The following is a 25,627-nucleotide window of genomic DNA, read 5'->3' as shown; positions in this document are numbered from 1 at the left end:
CAATTTACCTCCTTACCTTTTAACAAGTAATTGATTATTTTTTTCTACTATAGTTAAAAAAATGGGCCGCTCATTTGGTGAACGATTAGGTGAATGGATGGCTAATTTTAACTCCCCGGCAAAGGTTTTAAACAGCATGGCATGTCCGCCATCTTCATCTATCAATGGATTAGGTTCATGCAGCCACGGTCCATTTAATTGGCCAGAGCGGGACTTTGAGATGCCAACCGCATATCCATGTTTACTTTTGCTTGACCATAGCATGAGCAGTTCCCCATTTAGTGCCCGATAAAGGTAAGGACCGTCAGTAACAAAATCCGCTTCCCCTCTAACCGGCACCGTCCATCCCGCTTCAGAAGCCTGAAGCAATAGAATAGGCTTCCCAGAGGTGGCTTTTAAATCACAGGATAAACGCTGCGCCCAAATTTCACCGTCATGAACCTGAAGCCATTCCCGGCAATAGATCATCCAAGGCAGCTGTTGATCATCCAAAAACAAAGTTCCATCCAGGCATTCCCAGTCATGTGGAGTAACCGGGCCATCAGAATGCGGAGTGAATGGACCTAACGGGTTCTCGGAAATAAGTATTTGGGTTCCACGGGATTTCCCCTCTGCTTTAAAACTAGCAAACATATAGTAATTATTTTGGTAAAAATAAACCTCCGGTGCCCAAAAATGGTGATCCCCCCAAAAAACGGCAGATGGGCGGAACACTTCAAAAGGTCCTTCCCAGTTTTCCAGATCACCGCTTTTGTAGGCATCAAAGCCCACTGCATTCCCCTCCCACACATTTTGATCCGTTGTTCCGTACATGAAGTAGCTTCGGGATTCCTGATCCACAAGAATAAAGGGGTCGCGAATTCGAATGTCGTTATTGGTTAACATTTTTCAGTCTCCTATGAAAAAATAAATCTATAAGTTTAATTCAAATGGGGCATTTCGGTTACAAACCAAGACGTTGTCAACTAACTCCAATTTTGCCACCTGAATCGATGATCTTCTGGTTTTATAGGAAGGCTCGGCAGCATCCACCCTATCTGGATGTGTAAAATAAAAGATATAAGCGTTGTCACCTTTCACATGGACATCCGCGTGGAGGCCAATGGTACCATCATCTTCTCGGGTTCCCGGCTCATATAAGATGATGCCGTTCCTTGTCCAATCCTCACCATTACTGGATTGATAGACGCCTAGCCCTTTCCATTCATCAATAATCATCCAGTATCTATTCTTCCAATGAAACACATTCGGACCTTCATGCGGAAAACCGGTTATCACAGGACCCACCACTTCCCAGTGGTATAAGTCCTCACTGTCTGCGGCATAGGTATGGGAATGATTCGCTTCATCCTTATACCACATTCGCCAGGTGCCGCCCGGAAGTCTATGGATCGCCGCATCAATCACATATTCAGAGCTCAAATTCAAGATCGATTCATATTGCCAATCCCATAGATTTGTAGAGGTATAGTGGATAATTCCTCGCTTATGTCCTTTCCACTCATATGGCACACCTTGAATATAACTGACGTACATATGATACATGCCATCATGCCAAACAATTTCCGGAGCCCAGAACGTGTTTCTTCCTGGTTCAAAATTAAGTCCCTTCAAAATTCCACGGTAATTCCAATTCCGTCCCCCATCAGAAGAAGACGCAATTCCTAAATCGGTTCCATGAACCCAGGCAAACTGTTGGCATTCTACATTAGCCCGTCTATTCGTGTAAATCATCCACCATTCTTTTGCATCAAGGTTCCAGATAATAACCGGGTCCGCTGCACCGTCATAAATCGGGTCTCTAAATAAGGGGGATTTAGGTTGGTTTATTTCTTTCACTTGCCCAGTCCCTCCAATAATCCGTTATTTATCATTCTTAGGGCTGAAGCAAGGTTTTCTATGTTGTTTTCCCTGATACCTTCGACCACCAATTTTGCTATCGCTAATGCCCCCAGCTCTTGAAAATGGGTGTTATCCTCGATGCCATCGGGAAATTTGGCATAAGCGCCAGGAGCGGCCCATGTGAAAAGCTTTTTCGTTCCTTCATCTCCCAAACTTTCATAAAGGGTTTTGCTTTTTCCAGCCAAGTCGATATAGGAAACATTCTCTATAAAACTCAATTCTTCCATTGCTGCGATATAGTCCCCATGGGTATTGATGATATTCCCTTCCTCATCAAAAAAACGCCGGTGCATCGGACTAATGAGGACAGGAATGGCTCCTCTTGTCCTTGCTCCGTCTATATAGATTTTTAAGTGTTCCTGAAAGGTCGAAAAGGGCTCTGTACCGCGTTCATCGTCTTTTTCGTCATTATGGCCAAATTGAATCAACAGAAAATCATTCTTTTGGATGGTGTTCCATATCTTTTCCAAACGTCCCTCGTTAATGAAACTTTTCGAGCTTCTTCCGGATCCTGCATGATTAGAAACGGCTACAGTATCCCCAAGAAAGAAAGGAAGCATCTGTCCCCACCCATAATAGGGGTATCCGCTTGAACGCTGGTCAGTTGCAGTTGAATCTCCCGCCAAGTAAACAGTCTGGGTATCCGGAGCATTTTCTATCTCAATTGAACCTGTAAATGACTGCTCTCCAATAAATGCAACCTTTAACCTTCTATCATTAACATGCACCGTAAGACATTCTTCTCTTCGGGTCGGGTCCAGCTTTCTGTGCAAGTGACCTTGCCCCGTTTTAATCGTGATTTCATTTGACGAAGTGTTATTAACCTTAACCCGGTAATTTCCATTCGGAACATCCACTATAAAGGATGGGACCTGTGGGATACAATATTCCCCCGGCAAAGAATCCCGTTTATCTTCATCCCTGTCAATTCCCTCCGGAAGGACAAACCCATACCCCTTTTCAGTAGAATATAAAAGCTCATTCGAACTTACCTGGTCTTCACCAAGGACGAATTTTTTACAAAAAATCATATTAATGCTCCTTTCCACCTCAATCTATTAAAAAACGGGTCCCAATATATGAGATCCCGATTTTCTTAAAAGAGAGAAATGATAATTTCCGCCGTTAAAAATTATCTAACTCCATAGCTTTTCTTATTGCTCCTGAAGCATAAGCTTTGCTTTTTGGTTAATCTTTTCAAATGCATTGACAGCTGGTTTCATCATGAATAATGCCAATAAATTGCCGCTATAAAGGATACATATTGGCGGCACATAGGAGAGCACGAAAAGAATTCCAAAGATTCCTATCAACATGTAAAAGGTTGATAAAGGATTCATGATCATGACAAAAAAGGAACTTCTTATCACCTGGCTAATCTTCATTTCATAATGAACAAAAATCGGCAGGATATAACATAACATCGAAATAAAAATTAAGGAGATGATAAGAAACGGGACATATAGAACTGAAACAAAACGATGAGATGAATGCATCACAAATTGAAAATCAATAAATAATATCAAGCCAATAGCAAGAATAATGAATCCCAGAAGATTACTTTTTAAAAATTCCTTTTTATAAGTAGTCCAAAAAGTTTTAAAAATAGACACCTCATCATTACCTAACATCCATTTTCGGGTAACCGAGAACATAGCAACTGTCGCAGGGAAAAATCCAAAGATGCCTAAACCCAACAGCGTAAATGAAATCCATAATACATTTAACCATGCTAGCCTTGATATCCATTCAAACAGTTTATTAAAGCCACCCATTATACCTGAAGTGTCCATTTGTAAACCTCCTTAGTCCCTTGTTTAACAAAATGATTTTTGCCACTCCCATTAGGATACGAAGTGGCAAAGTTTTAAGAATAGTAGATTTGTAACCATGTCAGCCCTTTAACCCGCTTGTGCTGATTCCTTCCACAACATATCTTTGGAAGATGAAGAAGATTAAAAAAACAGGAATTAAGGTAACAATAGACATGGCAAACATAGCGCCCCAATTGGATACCGTTTCATTACTCAGGAACATATTTAATGCCATCGAAACAGTGTACTTTGAAGGGCTGTTTAAATAGAGAACAGGCCCTAATAAGGCGTCCCAGGTCCAGTAGAAAGAGAAAATAGCAACCGTTGCCAGCGACGGTGTGATTAATGGCAAAATGATTTTCGAAAAAATTTTGAAAGTGCCACAGCCATCAATGATTGCCGCTTCATCCAATTCTCTTGGAATCGTGCGGATAAATTGAACGAGCAAGAAGATAAAGAATGGTGTTCCAAAATAGGCTGGAACGGTTAATGGTTTAATCGAGTTCAACCAGTCTAGTTTAGAGAACACAATATATTGTGGAACCATGACCACTTCCCCTGGAAGCATTAACGTGACCATCATTAATGCAAACCAGAACCCTCTTCCTTTAAAATTAAGACGTGCAAAGCCAAAGGCAATCAATGAGGATGAAATCACTTGACCAATTAATGTAATAACCACAATGATCGCGGTATTTCTAATGAAGACTCCAAAGGAATTTCCGCCAATCCCTTTCCAGCCCTCTGCATAGTTCGTCCAAATCCAATTATCAGGTATCAGTGATTTGGCAGTGACAAAGATGGTATCACTGGGCTTAAAGGAGCTCATCAGGAGCCAAATAACCGGATAAAGCATCAAAATGGCAAATCCGCCCACTAGTAGATGATACAACCACCATTTTGGCGATTTTAACTTCATCATAATTATCTGCCTCCTTCCGATTCATAGTGAACCCAGAATTTTGATGTTGCAAAGATGATTAGAGTTAAAATTCCAACAATAATTAACATGATCCATGCCATTGCAGAAGCATAACCCATATTGAAGAACTCGAAACCTTGTAAGTATAGATACAAGGAGTAAAGAAGTGTTCCGTCTAACGGACCTCCTGTACCTTTTGAGATAATAAACGCTGGTACGAATGTCATAAACGCACTAATGGTTTGCATAACTGTGTTAAATAAAATAACTGGGCTCAACATGGGAAGCGTGATTTTGAAGAATTGCTGCAATCCATTGGCTCCATCTACACTGGCTGCTTCATAATAACTTTTAGGTATCCCTTTTAAACCAGCTAGGAATATTAACATGGATGAGCCGAATTGCCAAGCTGCCAAGAAAATGAGCATCCATAATGCAGCAGTTGGATTCCCAAACCATCGAACGACTGGGATCCCAAGCATGTCTAGTACAATATTGACTATCCCCTGGTCACCGAATACATTCCGCCACATGATCGCTACCGCAACACTTCCACCAATCAGAGACGGTAAATAAAATAAGGTACGGTAGAGTCCCACTGCCTTTGAGGCAGTATTTAATAGGATGGCGATTAATAAAGCGACAATAAGTCTAAAGGGAACGCCGGCAAACACATAAATAATGGTAACCTTTAAAGACTGCCAATACCTTGGATCCGCGGTGAACATTTTTACATAGTTATCAAGGCCTATCCATTTAGGTGCTGCAAACAGATTATAGTTTGTAAATGATAAATATAAGGACATTACGATTGGAATTAAGGTAAAAGCAAGGAAACCAATAACAAATGGGCTAATAAATGCATAACCTGTCAGATTCTCTTTAATGGCACGGGATCGTTTGCTGACAGGACGAATCGTGATATTCGCTTCCACATTTTCCTTTACCACACGGGTGCTCATTTACTCATCTCCTTATTCTATAGAATTTCCTAAGAGAAAAGGACGATAGCTGATCAAAAGGAATGGATCAGCTATCACCATGAAAGTTTACTTTTTGTTTTGAGCCAAGATGCTTTCTGCTTGTTGTCTAAACTGTTTCGCAGCATCTTCTACTTTTAGATTTCCATAAGCCATCTGTTCACTTATACTATCCATCAATTCGATTACCTCTCCAGCACCGACAGGGTCTGGTCCATCAAACGCTGAGCTGTTTTTCTCTGCCCACTCCACATAATCAAATACTTGCACCTGTGCCGGGGAAAGAAGTGGTTTTAATGCATCTTTTACAACAGAAGAACCAGGAACACCACGGTCACCAAGGTTTAATTTATTTGCTTCAATATCATTAATCATGAAATCAATAAACTTAGCTGCTTCTGCTTTATTTTTAGAATTGTTGCCAACTGACCAGAACATGGCAGGTTTTAAGTATAAACCTTTCTTGGTGTCAGGACCTGGCATTGGTGCGATCTCTAGCTGTCTATTAGCAACCTGCTGAAGCCCTACGAACTGGTTGGACCATTGCCATACCCCAATTCCTTTACTTGTAACTAAATCAGAATCCTCTAAACCTTTAAGCTGTGCTAAATAATCAGGAGTTGGAACTGCTTTGTCTTTTACTAATCCAGAAGTCATTTTAAAGAAATCCACGAATAACTTGTCATCCTTATAACCAAGAGTCGTGCCATCTTTGCTATAAAGCGACTTGCCTTGAGTTCTTAAATAATAGTTAAAGAACACGTCTGCTTTCATGCCAGAGTCAACGAACAAACCAGCAGCTTTTGCTTTTGCGGCGATTTCCTTATAGTCATCCCAAGTCCAGTCTTCAGGAATGGAATCGACACCGGCTTTTTTCAACAAGGCTGGATCATAATGGAAACCAACAACGTTTACACCGGAGTTAATCCCATAAAGCTTGTCGCCAATTTTTCCGCCGTCAATGACATTTTTAGCAATGTCTTTTGTGTTAATTTCTTTACCTGCAAATTTACTTAGATCAGCCAATTGACCGTTTTGAGAGTATTGAGAGAAATAGGATAAATCCATTTGGATAATGTCTGGAAGCTCGTTTGCGGCAGCTTGAGGAGCTAGCTTTTTCCAGTAGTCATCCCATGCAGCATACTCTGCTTCAATTTTTACATTTGGATGTTGTTTTTCATACATTTCGATAATTTTCAGTGTATAGTCATGACGTGGCTGAGAACCCCACCAGGAGATCCTTAGGGTAACCGGTTCATCGCCTTTTTTCTCTTCTTTTGGTTTGGATTCATCACTACTTGTAGATTTACTGCTACTGTTACATGCTGCTAAAGAGAAAACTAGTACAACACTAAACAATAAAACTAAGAATTTCTTCACATTTTTTCCCCCTTTTCTTTTTACACCATGTAAGTGTTTACATTTCTAATTATGCAGTTAAAACAGAAATGTCTGAATTTAAATTTCCGTACAGTTTGTTTAAAAATCCGACTTTTTCCCATAAAAAAACACCATTGAACATTGCTCAATGGTGTTTTACCCATTTTGTGAGAGGATTTTTGCGGCATTGGTCCTAAATATTTGCGCTCCTTCACTAGGGGTGATTTTTTTAAACAGTATTTGGTCAGAAACATTTTGCAATAGTTTTACGACCTCTATGCCGCCCACCGGGTCTGCTTTTTCAACTATAACGTTTTTATTTTTGACTTTATTCACATAATCAAAGACTTTTTTCTCCTGCTCAGTTAAATCATTTGTAATATTTTTGACTACTTTAGAAGAAATGGGCACTCCCCTTTCCCCCTTAATCATTCGGTTAACGTCACTACTATTTACAAAGAAATTGATAAACAGTGCTGCTGCCTGTTTATTCTTTGAGCTTTTTGAAACAGAAAATAACATGCTGGGTTTCACTGTATACGCCATATCCTGCGTATAACCTGGTGGTTGGATTAGTTCAAGAGTCCTTTTGGCGCTTTTCGTAAAACCAATGTACTGGTTGGAATGAGCCCAAGTGACAGCAGACTGCTGATTAACCAATAATTCATCCTGTATTCCCTTTATCTGTTCCGTTACATCCGGTCTTGGAAATGCACCTTGTTCTAGCAATCTTAATTGCATCTCGAAGTAATCAACAAACATTTGATCATCTTCATAGCCTAAACCAGTCCCACTTGCATTATATAAACTTTTTCCTTTTGTCCGCAGAAAATAGGAAAAGAAAACTTCTGGTGGTTTCATGCCGTTGGTTCCATAAATTTGCTTACGGTCATTTACCTGTAAGGCCAAATTTTCGAAATCATTCCAGCTCCAATTACTTTTTGGAAATGACACTCCCGCTGATAATAGCAATGTACGATCCAAGATGATTGCCGGGGCATTTAATCCAAGTGGTACCCCATATACTTTATCACCAATTTTTCCTCCAGAAAGAATCATCTTACTGATTGAATCTGTTTTAATAGTCTTTTCGTTGATAAAGGGTGTTAAATCTTCGAGTAAGTTGTTTTCACTATAGGGCCTTAAGTATAACAAATCCATTTGAATAATATCAGGAAGCTTGTTTCCGGCTGCCATTGGCGCAAGCTTTTTCCAATAATCATCCCAATTGGTATATTCCGGTTCAATTTTAATATAAGGATACTTTTTTTCGAACAGCTCTATAACTTTAAGTGTATCATCATGCCTGGGCTGTTCCCCCCACCAGGCGACCCTTAGGGTAACCTGTTCTTTTCCATTAATCGCTGTTGTTTCGTTCAAGCCAAAGATGCCGCAGCCACCAGCGAAAAATACCATTACTAGCGACAATGTTGAGGATATTAGCTTTTTCATGGTAAATTCCCCTTTGAATTTTATGACAATCCTTGTACCGACTCTCTTTTATATTCTGAAGGAGTATAACCTGTATGCTTTTTAAAAACCTGGCTAAAATATTGCGGGTTCTCACCGAAGCCAATTTTTTCCGCTATTTCAAATACCTTTACATCTGTTTCACCCTCTATTAACTTTATAGCTGTTTCGATTCTTAATCTTGTAAGATAATTTGAAAACTTCTCTCCCGTTTCTTTTTTAAACAGCTTTCCAAGATAATCCGCATTCATATATAACATCTCATTGGCAACCCAATGAAGCGACAAGTTTTGGTTACCAATCTGTTTTTCAATAATCTCGATGACTTTATTAATAATGGCAGAATGTTTGTTTTTGGTTTGCTGATAATAATTGTTCGTTATCCTTCGGGCAACGCTTTCAAAAAGGACTTTCATATTATGAATGGTGTCCATTTCTAGTAACACTGGCAATTCCTTTAAATACCGGCTCATTTCTTCAGGTTCACATAAACGAACCATGCTATTAAATAATTGTATAACATAAGATTTTGTGGTATCTATATCCAATCTTAAATCGGTAAGCTGACGAAAGAAAGAACCGATTTCATCATTTACAGCATACCAGCTTCCGGATTTAACAAGCCGTACGAACTGTTGATCATCGTAGAAAAATACCCCTTCACTTGGTTCACTTTGGTACCCGATATCACTTTTTGTAATGACACAGCCTTCACCAAGATAAAAGCGATAGGCCAGGCAGTCCAATGCCTGCTTGTACAATTTATTTGCGGTTATGATATTTCCTTCCTCACTGATTGCTACAGTCGTGTCTATTTGATAGTACTGGTAAAACGTTTTTTTAATTCTTTCAATCTGTTCCTGCAATTTTGTTGAATTGAAATCATTTCCGATTAGAAATAATACCGTTTCCCAGACAGTACAACTCAATGTATAAGAATCAAAGATATGTTCCGCAATATTTTTAATAGCAAAGATATGCTCGAATTGAAAATCTCCTTCTAATTGGAATAACACGACTCGAACATTCTCAGATAATACATCTTTCTCAAAAAGGTTTTGATAATGTTTTAACTCGATATTGTCGTATTGGTTAGTGATCATCTCTTTCAGGAGCTGTTCCTTTGCGAATGGCAAAACCGTTTCCAAGGTGCCTTTTATCGTTTGGACAAATCGTTCCCGCTCTTGTTTTTGTTTAAGTTCAAGACAAATTTCGCTTACAGCATCCATTATGGTATTCTCATTGCATGGTTTTAAAAGGTAATGTTTAACACCGAATCCCATTGCCTGCTTAGCAAAATCAAATTCACTGAACCCCGACAATAGAATAAATTTTATATCCGGAAACCTTCCGCTGACCTTTTCTACCAATTCAAGACCGTTCATACCAGGCATTTTAATATCACTAATTACGATATCAGGATGTTGTTGTTCGATTATTTTAAAGGCTTCTATTCCATTCCACGCGGTGCCAATCAGATTTGTACCAATAGAATTCCAGTCTATGACCTTCGACATTCCTTCGGTAATGATTTTTTCATCATCCACTAACAGTACGTTGTACATAAACTTCCTCCTCTCTGAACGGTAAGTTAATCATCACTTTCGTCCCTTGATTAGGTACACTATCAATTTTTATGCCGTAATCTTCACCATAGCTCAATTTGATTCGTTCGTTAATATTGGCTATTCCCACACCTTGTCCCCGTGTCTTGATTTGGCCTTGCCGTAACTTTTCGAGATAAGCGGGTTCCATTCCCGGTCCGTTATCTTCAACAATTAATTGGAGCGTCTGTTCTTTAATTGACGAGTAAATTCTGATTTTGCATGGTTCAACCATGGGTTCCAATGCGTAATTAATCGCATTTTCCACTAGTGGCTGCAAGGTTAATTTAGGGATATACAACCGAAAGAGTTCTGCATCCACTCCTATTTGGAAGTCAAGCCGATCCTCAAATCTGTATTTTTGAATGATGATGTAGTTTTTTACAATATTGAGCTCTTCCCCAATGGTAATCATTGGTTTTTTTAAGCTAATTGAATTGCGGAGCAAAAAGCCAAGCGCTTCTACCATTTTTGAAATTTGAAACTGCCCATTACCTTTTGCCAGCCAATTGATAGATTCTAGGGTGTTATATAGAAAATGTGGATTAATTTGAGCCTGAAGTGCCTTAAACTCTGTTTCTTTGATGGTTAACTGTTTGGCATAGTTTTCATTAATCAACTCATCTATCGTTTGAGTCATTGATTGGAAATTTTGCTGCAGCTTGCCCACCTCATCCTCTTGGGTAATTGGTGATTTAAGCGCTTCCTTTTTGGCTTCCTTGAAATCCCCAACCTTAAGGTATTCCATACTAGCTACAAGATTTTCAAGAGGAGTCGTGATATTCTTAGCAAAACGGATTCCAACGATCATGACAATCATAAACATGAGGAAGAAAACAAACACAAAAACAGTCTTAATGATATTAATATCTTTGAAGATTTGGTTAAACGGAATGACATTTATATAGTTCCAATCGAAATAATTAGATTGAATTTGGACAAGGAAGTAATTCTTTTGCCCAATTTCCTTGACTTGGTAGCCATTTTTTACATTTAAAGGCAATTCGTTAAACTGGGTGGCAACATTCTTTGGAAAAATTAGGTCTTGTTTATTGGCAATAAAGAACTCGCCATCCATTTTGCTGGAACCTTCTAAAATATCGCCTACAAGTTTTTCCATATCAATATAAATTATGATGGTCCCGATATTGTCAAAGCTTAAATTGGAGTATTGTTTAATTGTTCTGGCAGTGGCAATAGTGAAATTATTATTTGGCGGATTAATCCAAACATTACTCCCATCAGCATGAATAGCCTGTTTAACAATGTCTGACTTTTGTTCTTGCGTTAATTTTACATTTCTGTCGTCTAGAGCATATTCCCCCCCATTCACATCAAGCAATTTTACTGAATCGATATATTTCTCCCTGTTTACATAGCTCCACAGCTTATCCATCATTTTGTTACGTAAAAGAAACTTTTCATATTCCGAACCATCTTGACTAACTGAAGCCAAATATTGCTGGATTTGCGGGTCAGTCAAAATACTATACGTCACTTCCTCCATGTGCTTTAATTCGCCTTCTATACTGTTCGAGGAAGTGCTTAACACTTGTGACGACTTGCTGTATAGTTGTTCATCGTAAATATGAAAGGCATATTGCAACCCCATAAAAGCAAAGGAAAATGAAAGTATCAAAATGGAGAAAATAAGGATAAACAGTTTATTCTTTATTTTTAAATTTTGATAATTTCTCTTGATTCGATGCCATATCTTATTCATGGAAATTTACTCTCCAATTCCCGTTTTTTAAGCCGAATCATGATGTCTGCTTTCTATGCTTGTGCCAGCTTTTGTCGAATAAAATTAATTTGATTTTACCATTGAATTTCCTATTTTCATAGGGAATATTTTATGAAAGATTGCAAGAAAAACAATTCAATAAAAACCCTGAAGGACCTCCTTCAGGGTTTAGTCTAAATTGCTCTTAGTGACGAATAGTAGGATGAATATAATTTCCAGTAAAGACCCCGGAGACGAATTAATTCATCATGTGTTCCTTCTTCCAGAATCATTCCCTTATCAATATATAGGATCTTAGAGGCATTTTGGATGGTTGAAAGGCGATGGGCAATAATAAACGATGTCCTGCCGGCAAGCAATGTTTCTAGTCCTTTTTGTAATGCCAATTCGGTCTCTGTATCGATGGAAGAAGTTGCCTCATCCAAAATAAGAATTTTGGGGTCTGCCAACAACGCCCTTGCAAATGAGATAAGCTGCCTTTGACCATTGGAAAGGACGGAGCCTCTTTCATTCACTTCGGTATAATAACCTTGTTTTAACTGGCTGATAAATGGATGCGCCTGTACTGCTTTTGCTGCGGCGATTACTTCCTCATCGGACGCATCTAGCCGGCCGTACCGAATATTGTCAATAATCGTTCCGGAGAAAATAAATGGGTCTTGAAGCATGACCCCCATTTGTTTTCTTAAAGAAGAGATGGTCACCGTCTCAATATTCATATCATCTATTCTTATTTCACCGCTCCCGATATCATAAAAACGGCTAAGCAAACTAACGATGGTTGTTTTTCCAGCCCCGGTTGGTCCCACAATAGCGATTGACTCACCAGGATTTGCCTTAAAACTAATTTGATTCAAATTCCGTGTAGTTGTTTCATATCCAAAAACCACATTATCAAATTCCACTTTTCCTTTAATAATTGGGAGTTCTTTTGCGTTGGGACGATCCGAAATTTCAGGTTTCTCATCCATCATTTCAAATATCCGTTCCAGGTATGCCGATGCATTAATAATCGCATTATAAAAATTCCCGATGTTTGCCAGGGGTGTCCAAAACATCCATATATACCCCACAAATGCTACTAGGGCACCAACAGTAATTCCGTTGCCAATCATACCGACTCCTAAAACGTATATTAACGTAACCGTCAGGACAGAAATATTTTCAATCGCCGGCCACAGCAAGAAATGGACCCTCACCGCCTTAAGCCACGATGTTTTATAGCCATTGGAAACACCATGGAAGATTTTTTTATTTTCTTCTTCCCGTACGAATGCCTGGGTAACTTTTATTCCATTGATGCTTTCATGGATATAGGCATTTAAATTTGACTGTTTATTGCTCAAATTTTGCCAAGCTTTGCGCTGGGCATTTTTTATTAAAAAAATAATCAAAGCCAGGATTGGGAATCCCGCCATTGCAAATAATGTAAGTTTTGCATTGATGGAAAACATAAAGCCAATGATTACCAATAAGCTGAATAAATCAGTGATTAAATTAATTAATCCATTGGAAAGTAAGTCGCTTAATGAATTAACGTAATTAACCACTCTTACTAAAATCTTTCCATGCGGGCGGCTGTCAAAAAAGGAAAAGGATAGCTTTTGCAAATGGGTAAATAAATCTCTCCGGATATTCTTAATCACACTGTGGCCAATCTGTGACATCATTCTGATCCTGAATTTCATACAAATTCCCGTCACTGTTAAGGCAACTAAATAAATCCCCGATAGGGCCGCTAAACCTTCTATATTCTTCCCGGGAATTTCTTTGTCAATCGCTTGTTTGATTAAGTAAGGGCCAATTAAATTAGCCCCGCTTGCTGCCAACATGATAAGTACAGTTATCATAATTTTTGTTTTATAGGGTTTAACATACACCAGTAATCTTTTCAGATGTGCGATACTAAAGGGCGTTTCAAGCTCTTCATCCACATTAAATTTGTTGCGTGCCAATGAGTTTCACATCCCTGCCATTAAGTGAATATCAAAGTTCCCATACTGGTTTTGGAACACATTATAATAGTAACCTCTTTGCATGAGTAATTGGTCGTGTGTTCCCCGTTCAATAATTCTCCCGTTATTTAGAACCAAGATTAAATCAGCCTCTTTAACAGAGGATATACGGTGCGCAATGATAAAGCATGTTTTTCCTTCCTGGATTGAGTTTAGTGTCTTTTGAATCCGTTCTTCCGTCTCCATATCTACACTTGATGTCGTATCATCAAGTATCAGGACTTTAGGATTTTTCAAAAGAGCTCTCGCTAGAGCGATTCGCTGCTTCTGGCCGCCGGATAATCCGACTCCCCTTTCACCGACGATAGTATCGTAACCGTCGGGAAGGGAAGCAATAAACTCATGCGCTTCTGCTTGCCCGGCGGCAATTTGGACCGCTTCTATGGAGGCATTAGGACTTCCATAGGCTATGTTTCCTTCAATCGTATCAGAAAAAAGAAAAATATCCTGCATAACCATACCCATTGAAGACCTTAATTGATGGAGGTGCCACTCTTTTACGTTCCTACCCCCTACATAAATGGCTCCTTCCGTCACATCATAAAACCGGTTAAGCAAATGAACTAATGTGGATTTTCCAGAACCAGTAGGACCAATAATCGCGATCGTTTGGCCAGGTTTCGCTGTAAAGCTGATGTCCTCTAAAGCCGGTCCATTACCGTAGCTGAAATAAACATGGTCAAATTCAATATCGGCTTGTTTTTCTTGAACGTTTTGATGGTTTCCATTAATAATTTGCGATTTTGTAAGTAGCAGCTCCTCAACTTTTTCGGCAGAAGCTATAAATCTTTGAACATCATTAATTAACCAGCCGGCACTTCGAATAGGGTTGTTTAAAGCCCAAATCAATGAATTAAACATGACTAGTTCTCCTATGGTAAGGGAACCGTTGATAACCATGATTCCGCCTGTGAGTATCATTACAACCGTCAATACACCGGCAAGTGAGTCCAAAACAGGTAGATATTTTTCCCAAATTCTAGCTGATTGAAGATTTCTCGCTCTGAAAGTTTCGTTTTCATTTGAAAACTTTTCAATTTCATAATTTTCTTTTGCAAAAGCCTTTACTACCCGATTCCCGCTGATATTTTCCTGAACCACAGAATTAAGTTTGGCAAATTGGTTCCTGATCTCTGTAAAAGTTGGCTTTACATCATTTGATAACCGGAAGGCAAAGAACCCGATAATGGGGGTAACCACTAAAATAGCCAATGTCAATGGTACATGAATGCTAAACATAAACGTGACTGCAAAGATGAAGATGGTCACATTTTCAACGATCATATAAATCGTCCAGGCCGTAAAATGACGGATGGCCTCCATATCACCTGTCATCCTGGCCATTATATCCCCCGTTTTTGTACGATCATAGAAGGAAAAATCCAGTCCCATAAGCCTTTCAAATAGGTTTTCTCTCATTTTAAAAATAACGTTTTGTGAAATGTTTTCAAACATAAGCTGATACCCGTATCGGACTATTGTCCTAATCACTGTACAACCAACCATTAAACCCAACATCGGCCATAACAGACTTCGGTTATTGCCGTAGATGACATCATCCACAATCCTGCCTGCTAAATAGGGATTTGCCATATTAAGAGTCGAAACTAACAGAACCAAAGCCAGACCAAAAAACATTCTCATTTTATATTTTCGTATATACCCCCAAGCCCAACGCAAACTCTGCATGAATCTTCACCCCCTTTAAACATAAAACAATCATATTTTTCCTCTTCTTAAGTTATGTGTATTGACAAGCATTTTTTCTTAAGGCTCTGTTAAATTTGGCTGTTGATTTCCGCTCCAGTCGCTCAGCGGCCCGCAGGCGTGCTGGGAGCCTCCTAGGCAAAAAAGCGCCTGCGGGGTCTCCCCAAGCCCGTAATCCCGCAGGACACTAAGTTTCATCCCCGAATCGCCCACGCACGAAGAAAATACTAGAGCACAAGGAAAATATCCATGAATTTTCTTCGCATGAAATTGTGCGATAGCATAATTGAGACTTTCGAGGAGTCGAGTGCCTCCCGCTCCAATCAAACAGAGTTAAAAATTGACATATCGTTTAACAGAGCCTTTCTAAAAAGACCACCATAAGCAGCTGGTGGTCTCATTCCTACCTTACTATTCAACTATTAATCTAGATAAAACACCTGTTTTAACTCATAAGATACAGGACTGTTATCTGGATTTGTTTCCATAATTTCTTTCATATAAGCCCACCATTTTTGGCAAATTTCAGTTTCGGACATTTTGTTCCACTTGTCTTCGCTTTCAATTTCCACATAGGCAAACAGGTTATTGGTCCGCTCATCTAAAAAAATCGAATAATGATGGGCCCCATGATTTTTTAATTCAAGTTCCATTTCGGGCCATAACTGGTCATGGCGTTTTTTATACTCGTCATGATAACCCGGGAACACTTTCATTACTGATGCTTTTCGAATCATTCGTTCTTCCTCCCAAAGTTTAATTTTTATTAAAGCGAATCCATTTACACTCAAATCTGCCTACTTCAAGTCTTCCAGGCTCTATTGGATTATTTGTCTCTAAGTCTATTCCTGATTGGGGAATGGTTACACTTCCTCCGTTTCCATCCATGTTGATAACGAACCAAACCGTGTACCCGTCCCCCTGTCTTGGGGCAACAATCGTGCCCTTTGAAACATCTGTTCTTAACGATAGATTCGCTTCGTTTGAATAGTGGTCAATTAAGCTCTGCAGCATTAAATCTCCGTTCTCCCCTAAGGCCATAGACCCGAGCAAGACAATTTTTCCAGCTCCGTGATTTCTCTCCGAAATAAATGCTTTTCCTGGGGAGAGTCCCTCTGCGATAATCCCCACATCTTGGGCCGGACTACTATTTTCAAACACAGAACTCCACAGCCCTAATGGAGCAGACTTGTCAAAAGCCCGGCCTATTGAACCTGTTTCATCTATTGGATAAGTATAAAGTACCTCGATACCTGAGATCTCCTCCAACTGCCCCAATGCCCTGTCCGTATGAACCGTATGATGCTCTGTCCTTCCTCCAGTAAGCGGTCCGACAATCCAGATACCTCCATTTTCCACAAAGGTTTTTGCTTGAGCAATATAGTCAGGCGATAAATAAGGAATAAACGGGGTAAGCAATAGTTTGTAACCTTCTAAGCTGGCTCCTTCAGGTATAAGATCACGATGGATCCCCATCGATAGTATCCGTTTATAAAAGTCAGTCATTAGCGCCCTGTGATTCAATTTCCTGTGTGATTCAGTTTCCAGGAACGCCTTAGCCTGATCGGAATAGGCAATTGCCAACTCAGCCTGTGCCGGTTTAGTGGCCAAAATGATGGGTTCAATTTTCTTTCGTAACTCTTCCACCTCCAACACGTTTGCATAACCAACAGTTGGTTTTCCCCACGCGCTCAGCACCGAGCCATGCGGCTGTTCGCAGCCGGCACGTTGCTGTCTCCAAAGCCAATAACAAAATCCGCCCGCTCCCAATGCATAAGCAGCCGCCGCCTCAACCTTCAAATAGCCATTTGGATGGGGACTGGCATAGCTTGTTAATGACGCCGCATAGGATGGACTCGTTTCCATCACCCAGAATGGAGTTCCCGATTTTAAGTTTCTCCATAAGTCACTGTTAATCAGGTACGCATCATAGTTTTCAATACTTGCATAGGTGTCAAATGAAGCAAAATCGAGATTTTTGAACAGCCTTTCATTGTCTACGCCAAAGGCAATGGAACTGTTATGCGTAATCGGAGCCTCCGAATACTCTCGGATGATAGCAGCTTGTTCATCAGCAAACTCGGCAATTTTCTCCATTGAAAAGATTTGATACATCGTGCTTAATGAAGAGTTGTGCAGAAAAGGCGCAGGTCCCGGCTGTGGAACCTGATTAAAGTCCAGATAATATTCACTCCAAATTTTCGTGCCCCAAGCGTCATTGAGATTTTCAATTGTCCCATAACGTTTGTTTAGCCAAGCATGCCATAACCCTTTACACGTTTCACACATGCATTTATTGACATGACATTTAAATTCATTGTCCAATTGCCAACCAATGACACCTGGCATATTTCCGACTGCTTTCACAAGCTTTTCGGTGACCAATGCGGCCCTTTCCCTGAAATAGGGATGGTTCGTGCAGGCATGTTGTCTTGAACCATGCCCCATTACCTTTCCATCTCCATCAACATACATTCGCTCAGGATGCCCATGGGTATACCAAATTGGCGGGGTAGGTGTAGGCGTACACATGACCGTTTCAATCCCATTTTCATATAGTCTCTCGATGATATGTACAAAAAAACTCAAATCGAATTTGCCTTCCTCCGGCTCCATAGTGGACCACGCAAATTCTCCGATTCTAACCACATTGATGCCTGTCTGTTTCATTAGCCTTATATCTTCTTCAATAACCTTTTCATCCCACAATTCCGGATAATAGGCTGCACCATGATATAACTTGTTAGCCACTTCCATCGCCTCCCATGTTTATTCTACTAAACTATTCTTTAATAAAAGACGCTATCGGCAGTTGTAATTCCTTTACGCCTTCCAATACGAGTTTTGCGATCTGCAATGCTCCTTGTTCACAGAAATGGGTGTTTTCCTGAATCCCATTTGGATAATTAGGATGTTCGTTCTCTTTAAACCAGACAAATAATTGCTTTGATCCCTCCGGTCCGAGGGACTGATACAGCTTTTCTGTTTTTGACCATAAATTGATTAACGGCACATCCAGCTTTTCAGCCAACTGCATCACCGCACTTGGGTAATCCCCCAGCGTATTGATTACCTTTCCTGTATCATCAAAATTTCTCCGGTGGACAGATGGAAGCAATACGGGGGTTGCCCCTTTTTCACGGGCCGAATTAACAAATTCCGTTAAATTAGATTGATAGGTTGTAAAGGGCTGGGTTCCAAAAACCTTCTGGTCATTATGGCCGAATTGAACAAACAGATAATCATTTGGCTTAAGGAAATCATGTATGATGTTTAAATACCCGATTTCAATAAAGGTGTTGGTACTAGCACCACATTTCGCAAAGTTATAAACTTTTACCTCTTCTGTAAATAAATCTTGAAGCATTTGCCCCCAACCGGCCATGGGGGCCTCATTCTTCGGGTAATTTGCCATGGTTGAATCTCCAGCCAAGAATATATTTAGCTTTTCCACTTCTATTCCTCCACTTCTATATACCAATGCATCAGGTATTGCAAATAACCTGTGGAAGCCATTCACACGCTCCACAGGTCACCTTGGGATTATTTTCTATTTTCTCTTTTTAACAGAAGCGACAGGAAGGCTAACACTAAACCTTGTCCCCATCCTTGCACTCGTTTATAAGGAACTTCCTTGTATCCGTTCGCATTATACATAACAGCTGTTCCTGCCGAAACACCCAAAACAGAACCGTCTTCACGAATCTGGCCGAGGATTCCTTCGATGGATCTTTGGATATACTTGTTATACAATTTACCCCTTGTCATTAATGCGGCGGCAATGCCGGCTGATCCTGATGTCTCAAGATAAGAAGATGGGTCATCCACAATCGTATGCCAAAGCCCTGTTTCAGACTGGAGCCGAACCAATGCACTTAGCTGGTCACGCAATGAACCGGCTATAATCATATGGGACGGATGCTGTACCTCAACCAGTTCAAGTGCACGTGCCATTGTGTAGGCCGCCCAGCTATTGCCTCTAGCCCAAAAAATTCCTGACATGTGATTTTGTCCGATATTGTCCCAGCCATGATAGTACAGATTGGTTATGTCATCCTGCAAGAACCTTTCATGTCCGTGGTATTGTTTTAACCCAAAATTGAAATAGTCTTCCCGCTCAAGCATATGGCCAATCCTAAGTAGAAAATAACCAGCCATAAACATCGTGTCAACCCAGGCTTGTTCGGGGAAGATATATTTTGTTCCACCCACTGTATGCTGCAGAACACCATCTGCAAAGCGTTCAGCATCATTTAGTAAAAAATCAGCTATTTGAATAGCACAGTTTACATACTTTTCTTCGTTTGTCTCTTTATATAATGTCAGCAGGATGTGTCCAATGGACGAGGCATTTACTGTTATTGGCGGCATTCCGTCCTCCAGTTCCGCATCGACCCAATCCTTAATATACTGTAAATATTTCTTTTCACCAGTAGCTTCATATGCTTCCGCTACACCAAAAAAGGCAACTCCACCTGGCCAATCCCACTCGAAATCCATTCTAAAGGTACGTTCCACTACAAGGTCAATCGCTTGGCTAATTTTGTTTGCCTCCAATACTAATTGCGGCATTTTTCCCCCTCCTGAGATGTTGATGATTTTAGTCAACCCAATTTTTTAGTCAACCCAATTCACTTAAATTCGAAGGTGTAAAGAATGAATAAGAAACTGGTAAATTTGGATGCATTCGTTCTAATTATATGGGTTGGATTTTTAGAACAAAATTTAAAATTCAGTTTTTTTATGTTAAAAATCAGTGTTCTAAGGGAGGCATGGGTGAAGTAAGGATGTTTTTGCGTTTGAATTGTGAAAATGAAAAAAGGAGAACATTTGCGTCCTCCTTTCGCTTCATTTTAAATAAAGAACATTACCATCTTGTGAATAGGTACTTCTTTCGGTATGCTCTTGTTGATGTTTATATTTTTTTTCATATTTCGTGAACATGGAAACATTGACAAGGATTCCCGTTGCAGCTGCCAATGAGAGAAGGGACGATCCGCCATAGCTGATGAATGGAAGCGGAACACCGGTAAGTGGGATTGCACCCGATACCCCTGCCAAGTTGATAAGCGACTGGATTCCAATCATGCTTGAAATTCCTATCGCTAGTAAACTTCCAAACGGATCCTTACATTGCAAACCAATATAAATTCCCCTTAACACCACATATGTAAGTAAAAGAATCACAAAACCTACTCCCCAAATTCCTAACTCTTCCGCGACAACAGCCATAATGAAGTCTGTGTGGGATTCTGGCAAGTAGCCAAGCTTTTGCACACTTTGGCCTAATCCTAGCCCATTCACTCCGCCTGAACCTATGGCGATATAAGAATTAACAAGATGATACCCTTCATTTTGGGCATCTGCAAATGGGTTATCTAGAACGGTAATCCGGCTCAGCCGCTTTTCCGAAAAGATTTCCCCTTTCATTGCGATAATAACGGGTATTAAAATAACCAAAGCTATCGTGACCAGCTTTAAAATTGTTTTATAGTTCATGCCCGAACAAAAAATAATCGTTGCTGAAATAAAGGCAATGATACTGGCTGTCCCATAATCAGGCTGGAGAATAATCAAAAAACAAACAACAAATAAATAGGCTAACGGTGGTAGAACACCTTTATTAAATTGATTAATATAGGCTTGCTTTTTGGCATACACCGCTGCCAGATAAATGATTACAGCAAGTTTGACAAACTCTGAAGGCTGAAATTTATTCGAACCGACCTTATACCAGCTCTGCGCGCCGCCGGCAACGTCTCCAAACATAAACAGACCGCCAAGTAACAAAAGGGAAGCCAGGACAATTAAGACCAGGACTCTATTGAAACTCATAATTTTATACGGGATAATAGCCGTGGTCAAAAAAATGACTGCAAACAACATGAGCCAAATCTTTTGTTTTTGATAAAAATAGTCACTCGGCACATTGTATCTCTGAACAGCCCAAGCAATGCTGGAACTATAAATCATTATTAAGCCGAAAGCACACAAAAGTATGATGGATATAATCAAAGAATAATCATAGGATTTCAATATTTTTTTAAACATTGCCGGTCCTCATTTTCAAAATGGATTTATACAATCTATTATAATAGAAATTTACGATTATGACTTGAGGAAAAGGTTATTTGTTACAACATTTTAATAAAGAAATTGTAAAAGGGGTATAGAAAAGACATTGATAGGAAAAATAATGAGAAAATAACGGAAATAAAAAACCCAAACGTATTGTTTGAGTTTGACCTGGATTATTTTTTCAAAAAAGCTTCATGAAGCGCAGATAATTCTCTTTCTAATTTATCTAAAATTGCCTTTCCTTCCTTACTGTCGATTAAACCCAATCGTACAGCAAAGTCAATTTCTCTGGATAGGCCAAACATCTGTGTATCCAATACCTCTTCATAAAGAGGGCATTGAGGCATCGTAAGATTGTCCATTTGCACTTTGATAAGCTTTAATATTTTTTCAGCGTCAGCCTGCAGTAAGGCAAAGGCTTTTTCCTGGTGATTTACGATCATTTCAGACGCCAACATTGATCCCCCCACTTCAGAGCGATTATTCAACTTATCTATAAATTTTACCCCCTGCAGAGAAAAATTGCAAGAACAATAAGGTTTTTAGAGATAAGAGTTACAAATGACATTCATCCAATAAAAAGATATACTTAATATTGTCGACAAATAGGGGGTATAGAAAATGGAAAATATTTTGCATATATCGGGAAATGTAAAATTCACCATAACATTAGATCCGGGTACATGGATTTTTGACGATCGGAAAGTTGATTTAACGACTTATTTCTCAAGGCAAAACCAAAAATCTGATTTAAATGAAGAGTATACAAAATCAGTATCAAAGCATTGGGACCGAGAAATTATGGAAGGGGCTATTTTTCCTCCCACATTAAAAACTGAAAAACAATTTGAAAAAGTTAAGGTAATGACAGGAACCTTTGGAATCAAATTCGAGCCTTTTTTGCGCAATTCCGAACCAGCGAGTGATGCAAAGGCGTTGATTATCCATGCTAAAGATCAGGATTACGAACTCCCACTTGAGGATGCGAATGAACTGATTCTAAAGTTTGCGGATTCAGGCAAACCTATCAAAGAGGATGGCCCTGTCCATATTTACTACGGAGATGGTTCTAATCAAGATTCACCAATAAAAAATGTAAAAGGGTTTACAGTAAAATAGACGGGTGCCAATTTGGCTCCCGTTTTTTTAGCTAAAGTAAATCTGCGGCGAGTCTGGCCAAACCTGACCGTTCTCCTTTTAACAATTTTACATGTCCGGAAATGACTTGGTCTTTAAACTTTTCGACAACATAGGTCAATCCATTATTATAGGCATCAAGGTAAGGATGGTCAATTTGTTCAGGGTCTCCCATCAGAACAATTTTGCTATCCTCACCAACCCTTGTTAGGATCGTTTTTACTTCATGCTTTGTTAAGTTCTGTGCCTCATCAATTATGATGAACTGTTTCGGCAGGCTTCTGCCACGAATGTAAGTCAGAGCTTCTACTTCAATCGAACCCATCCCTGCTAAGATGGCATCCAATTCACCAGGCTTTTTTGTATTAAATAGATATTCCAAATTATCGTAGATCGGTTGCATCCATGGTCTCAGCTTTTCTTGTTTTTCTCCAGGTAAGAACCCCAAATCTTTACCAACCGGTACAATAGGCCTGGCTACTAGCAGCTTTTTATAAGCTTGGAAATCTTCTGTTTGCATTAAACCAGCTGCCAGGGCAAGCAATGTTTTTCCTGTCCCTGCTTTACCAGTTAAAGTAACTAGGGGTATATCTTTTCGCAACAACAATTCAATGGCCATTGTTTGCTGAACATTTCGCGAGTGAATCCCCCATAAATGCTCTTGATTTAAGGCTAGCTTTTTTAATTTCTTAGCTGTCCTATCCACAATCCCAACTGCTGAAGCAGAACTCCCAAGTGCGTCTTTTAAAATCACAAATTGATTTGGATAAAAGTGATAAGCACCTATCGTAACAAGAGACAGTTCTCCCGCTTCATAATACTTATTTAGTATCTCAACAGGGACAAAAGCCTCAACAAATCCCGTATAAATAGAGTCTATTTCTACTACCCGGTCATTGAGAAAGTCTTCTGCATGCAGTCCGATTGCATCCGCCTTTACTCGGACCAAAGCATCCTTGCTCACAAGAGTTACCTGTTTGCCATTCTCCTTTGTCAATTCCTCAAGATATAAGTTCTTTGCCACTGCAAGGATACGATTATCATTCGTTTTTTCAATGAAAATTTCCTGAAGTTCATGAAAAGAGCGGTGATTTAATTCAATGCGGATGGTTCCTCCATTTTCAAGCGGGATCTTTTCATGAAGTTTTCCTGATGCCCTTAAACCATCAATTAATCTTGATACATGCCGGGCATTTCTCCCAATTTCATCCATGTACCTTTTCTTTGAGTCCACTTCTTCTAGAACTACTGCTGGAATAACAACCTCATTATCTTCAAAGGAGAAAATGGAATACGGGTCTTGTAATAAGACATTTGTATCCAACACGTATATTTTACTCAAAGCGACGCCTCCGTCTCACGTTGTATAGATTTGTTCTCGTAGTGTCAATCCGAATAGTAGATGGACTTTGGTAAAATATATGTTTATTGGAATAAAGATAGAAGAAAATCCGCACAATAAATGTTAGCAATTCACAGAAATATGACGAAAGATTTATATCCTATTTTTATAACATGAAATAAGCCTTTTGGAGGGATTTTATGAAGAGATTGGTCATGATTGCCATGGTTTCCCTTTTCCTTATCGGGTGCAACAACATTAATAAGGAGAATAATGCCCAGAATAATTCAATGGTAAAAGTTAAAAATACTAATATAGAAAATGTAGATCGAAAAACGGGGCAGCAAATCTCCAAACGATTAGTTAGTCTTGCGACGAGTGTTCACGATGTTAATGACGCAACGGCTGTCGTTTTAGGGAATTACGCAATTGTTGGGATTGATGTAAACTCTAAGATTGATCGATCAGAAGTGGGAACCATCAAATATTCAGTTGCTGAAAGTTTAAGTAAGGATCCATATGGTGCAAAGGCGATAGTGGTAGCTGATGCCGACACCTACCAGCGCTTAAAAGAGGTTCAAGCAGATATTAAAAACGGTAGACCGGTACAGGGGATTATGGAGGAACTTGCAGATATTGCAGGACGATTAATGCCAGAAGTACCAGGAAACCTTATTACCCCATCTCCCAAAAATGCTACGGATCAGCAGGATGAAAAGCTACCTGCTAACCAGGAAAATAAACTTAAAAAAGAGCAAGAAAAGCAGTCAAATTATCAAAAGTAATAATAAAAAAGTGCCAAAAAGCTTAGGATATCCTAAGCTTTTTTTAATGCCCCCATTACTTGGTGGTCTAACCTTTCCGCAGCATTTTTATCATATGTTTTATCATATTGAACCTCGCTTATGATTCTAGAGCCATAAAACATAACATCTCTTACTTCATTAACTTTCATTTCCAGTAAAGCAAGGTTTAATGGAAGTTCTTTTAGAGTCTCTTCTTTTATAGTTACTTCACCCGAAATGGAATAGGTGGATTCATTTGCAATTAAAATGATGACTCCCTGTTTATTCCTTTTAATATTTTCCAGGATTCGTGACCGATTATCTACCGCAAAACAAATCGTATGGTGATCCTTTGCTAGTACCCAAGAAATGGCACTGACATTTGGCCCTCCCTTTTCATAATCAATTGTGGCGATAGTCACAAATCTCTCTTTCTGGAGTTCTTCAAATAAAGGCTTAATTAAAAAAGGTTCCACTTCGTTTGCCATTTTTCAAAGCCCCTTTCTCTTTCTTCTCCCGAAAAACGGATAATCTCATATTACTACTATCCCTTTTTTTCATCAACTTAAACACATAGCTGCTTGAAGGCCTTTTGGCATGTTATAGTATAATAAGGAATAATGCTTTTTAGAATTGGCTCTGTTAAACAATAATGTTGATTTTTTTAACGTTGATTGGAGCGGAAGGCCCTCGACTCCCCTGGAATACGGGGCTGGGGAGACCCCGCAGGCGCATTAGGAGGCTCCC

Annotated in this window: 22 protein-coding genes; 2 read left to right on the top strand and 20 right to left on the bottom strand. The window is 39.5% G+C overall.

Annotated elements, in window-relative coordinates; translation table 11 throughout:
- Positions 1 to 12: 12 nt before the first annotated feature.
- The 18 genes from BN2425_RS05585 to BN2425_RS05500 form a co-directional block, all read right to left on the bottom strand.
- The gene (locus BN2425_RS05585) at positions 13 to 885 is read right to left on the bottom strand and encodes a glycoside hydrolase family 43 protein (RefSeq protein ID WP_042456055.1); all 873 of its coding nucleotides are present in this window, start codon (positions 883 to 885) and stop codon (positions 13 to 15) included.
- A gap of 27 nt (positions 886 to 912) precedes the next feature.
- Positions 913 to 1,839: a glycoside hydrolase family protein gene (locus BN2425_RS05580; protein ID WP_235714574.1), complete on the bottom strand. Its 927-nt coding sequence runs from the start codon at positions 1,837 to 1,839 to the stop codon at positions 913 to 915.
- The gene (locus BN2425_RS05575) at positions 1,836 to 2,933 is read right to left on the bottom strand and encodes a rhamnogalacturonan acetylesterase (RefSeq protein ID WP_042456053.1); all 1,098 of its coding nucleotides are present in this window, start codon (positions 2,931 to 2,933) and stop codon (positions 1,836 to 1,838) included. The genes BN2425_RS05580 and BN2425_RS05575 overlap by 4 nt, the downstream gene beginning before the upstream one ends.
- Positions 2,934 to 3,056: 123 nt before the next feature.
- Positions 3,057 to 3,695: a YesL family protein gene (locus BN2425_RS05570; protein ID WP_052352785.1), complete on the bottom strand. Its 639-nt coding sequence runs from the start codon at positions 3,693 to 3,695 to the stop codon at positions 3,057 to 3,059.
- A gap of 100 nt (positions 3,696 to 3,795) precedes the next feature.
- Positions 3,796 to 4,635 carry a carbohydrate ABC transporter permease gene (locus BN2425_RS05565; RefSeq protein WP_042456109.1) on the bottom strand — a complete coding sequence of 280 codons (840 nt, stop codon included), beginning with the start codon at positions 4,633 to 4,635 and terminating at the stop codon, positions 3,796 to 3,798.
- Between the two features lie 5 nt (positions 4,636 to 4,640).
- Positions 4,641 to 5,600 (bottom strand): carbohydrate ABC transporter permease, encoded by a 960-nt coding sequence (locus BN2425_RS05560; protein ID WP_042456051.1) that lies wholly within the window; start codon positions 5,598 to 5,600, stop codon positions 4,641 to 4,643.
- An 87-nt stretch (positions 5,601 to 5,687) separates the two neighbouring features.
- The gene (locus tag BN2425_RS05555; protein ID WP_042456049.1) at positions 5,688 to 6,998 is read right to left on the bottom strand and encodes an ABC transporter substrate-binding protein; all 1,311 of its coding nucleotides are present in this window, start codon (positions 6,996 to 6,998) and stop codon (positions 5,688 to 5,690) included.
- A 156-nt stretch (positions 6,999 to 7,154) separates the two neighbouring features.
- Entirely contained in the window at positions 7,155 to 8,450 is a 1,296-nt protein-coding gene (locus BN2425_RS05550) for an ABC transporter substrate-binding protein (RefSeq protein ID WP_042456047.1), read from the bottom strand.
- Positions 8,451 to 8,470: 20 nt separating this feature from the next.
- Complete coding sequence (locus BN2425_RS05545) at positions 8,471 to 10,033, bottom strand: response regulator transcription factor (RefSeq protein WP_042456046.1); 1,563 nt, start codon at positions 10,031 to 10,033, stop codon at positions 8,471 to 8,473.
- Positions 10,008 to 11,795, bottom strand: coding sequence for a cache domain-containing sensor histidine kinase (locus BN2425_RS05540; protein ID WP_042456044.1), 1,788 nt, complete (start codon positions 11,793 to 11,795; stop codon positions 10,008 to 10,010). Before BN2425_RS05540 ends, BN2425_RS05545 begins: the two co-directional genes overlap by 26 nt.
- 194 nt (positions 11,796 to 11,989) lie before the next feature.
- Positions 11,990 to 13,771: an ABC transporter ATP-binding protein gene (locus tag BN2425_RS05535; RefSeq protein WP_042456042.1), complete on the bottom strand. Its 1,782-nt coding sequence runs from the start codon at positions 13,769 to 13,771 to the stop codon at positions 11,990 to 11,992.
- Positions 13,772 to 13,777: 6 nt separating this feature from the next.
- Positions 13,778 to 15,520: an ABC transporter ATP-binding protein gene (locus BN2425_RS05530; RefSeq protein WP_042456040.1), complete on the bottom strand. Its 1,743-nt coding sequence runs from the start codon at positions 15,518 to 15,520 to the stop codon at positions 13,778 to 13,780.
- A gap of 440 nt (positions 15,521 to 15,960) precedes the next feature.
- Positions 15,961 to 16,275, bottom strand: coding sequence for an L-rhamnose mutarotase (gene rhaM, locus BN2425_RS05525; RefSeq protein ID WP_042456038.1), 315 nt, complete (start codon positions 16,273 to 16,275; stop codon positions 15,961 to 15,963).
- A gap of 19 nt (positions 16,276 to 16,294) precedes the next feature.
- Positions 16,295 to 18,295 (bottom strand): beta-galactosidase, encoded by a 2,001-nt coding sequence (locus BN2425_RS05520; RefSeq protein WP_042456036.1) that lies wholly within the window; start codon positions 18,293 to 18,295, stop codon positions 16,295 to 16,297.
- Positions 18,296 to 18,320: 25 nt separating this feature from the next.
- Positions 18,321 to 18,992, bottom strand: coding sequence for a rhamnogalacturonan acetylesterase (locus tag BN2425_RS05515; RefSeq protein WP_319922065.1), 672 nt, complete (start codon positions 18,990 to 18,992; stop codon positions 18,321 to 18,323).
- A gap of 89 nt (positions 18,993 to 19,081) precedes the next feature.
- The gene (locus tag BN2425_RS05510) at positions 19,082 to 20,110 is read right to left on the bottom strand and encodes a glycoside hydrolase family 88/105 protein (RefSeq protein ID WP_042456034.1); all 1,029 of its coding nucleotides are present in this window, start codon (positions 20,108 to 20,110) and stop codon (positions 19,082 to 19,084) included.
- 276 nt (positions 20,111 to 20,386) lie between these two features.
- Positions 20,387 to 21,589: an FtsW/RodA/SpoVE family cell cycle protein gene (locus tag BN2425_RS05505; protein ID WP_042456032.1), complete on the bottom strand. Its 1,203-nt coding sequence runs from the start codon at positions 21,587 to 21,589 to the stop codon at positions 20,387 to 20,389.
- Positions 21,590 to 21,789: 200 nt separating this feature from the next.
- Positions 21,790 to 22,071: a YlaN family protein gene (locus BN2425_RS05500; RefSeq protein ID WP_042456104.1), complete on the bottom strand. Its 282-nt coding sequence runs from the start codon at positions 22,069 to 22,071 to the stop codon at positions 21,790 to 21,792.
- Positions 22,072 to 22,237: 166 nt separating this feature from the next.
- On the opposite strand from BN2425_RS05500, the gene BN2425_RS05495 reads away from it, so the two are divergent.
- On the top strand, positions 22,238 to 22,735 hold the full coding sequence (locus BN2425_RS05495) for a molybdopterin-binding protein (protein WP_042456030.1): 498 nt from the start codon (positions 22,238 to 22,240) through the stop codon (positions 22,733 to 22,735).
- A 31-nt stretch (positions 22,736 to 22,766) separates the two neighbouring features.
- On the opposite strand, the gene BN2425_RS05490 is transcribed toward BN2425_RS05495, so the two are convergent.
- Positions 22,767 to 24,095, bottom strand: coding sequence for a PhoH family protein (locus tag BN2425_RS05490; RefSeq protein ID WP_042456029.1), 1,329 nt, complete (start codon positions 24,093 to 24,095; stop codon positions 22,767 to 22,769).
- 200 nt (positions 24,096 to 24,295) lie between these two features.
- On the opposite strand from BN2425_RS05490, the gene BN2425_RS05485 reads away from it, so the two are divergent.
- A complete protein-coding gene (locus BN2425_RS05485; protein ID WP_042456027.1) occupies positions 24,296 to 24,880 on the top strand; it encodes a YhcN/YlaJ family sporulation lipoprotein in 585 nt (194 codons plus the stop codon).
- A 32-nt stretch (positions 24,881 to 24,912) separates the two neighbouring features.
- On the opposite strand, the gene BN2425_RS05480 is transcribed toward BN2425_RS05485, so the two are convergent.
- The gene (locus BN2425_RS05480) at positions 24,913 to 25,368 is read right to left on the bottom strand and encodes a pyridoxamine 5'-phosphate oxidase family protein (RefSeq protein ID WP_042456025.1); all 456 of its coding nucleotides are present in this window, start codon (positions 25,366 to 25,368) and stop codon (positions 24,913 to 24,915) included.
- Positions 25,369 to 25,627 lie beyond the last annotated feature (259 nt).

This window comes from Neobacillus dielmonensis (genome assembly GCF_000612665.1).
In the GTDB taxonomy this organism is placed as follows: domain Bacteria; phylum Bacillota; class Bacilli; order Bacillales; family Cytobacillaceae; genus Neobacillus; species Neobacillus dielmonensis.
This window is presented reverse-complemented; position numbering and strand designations above follow the sequence as displayed.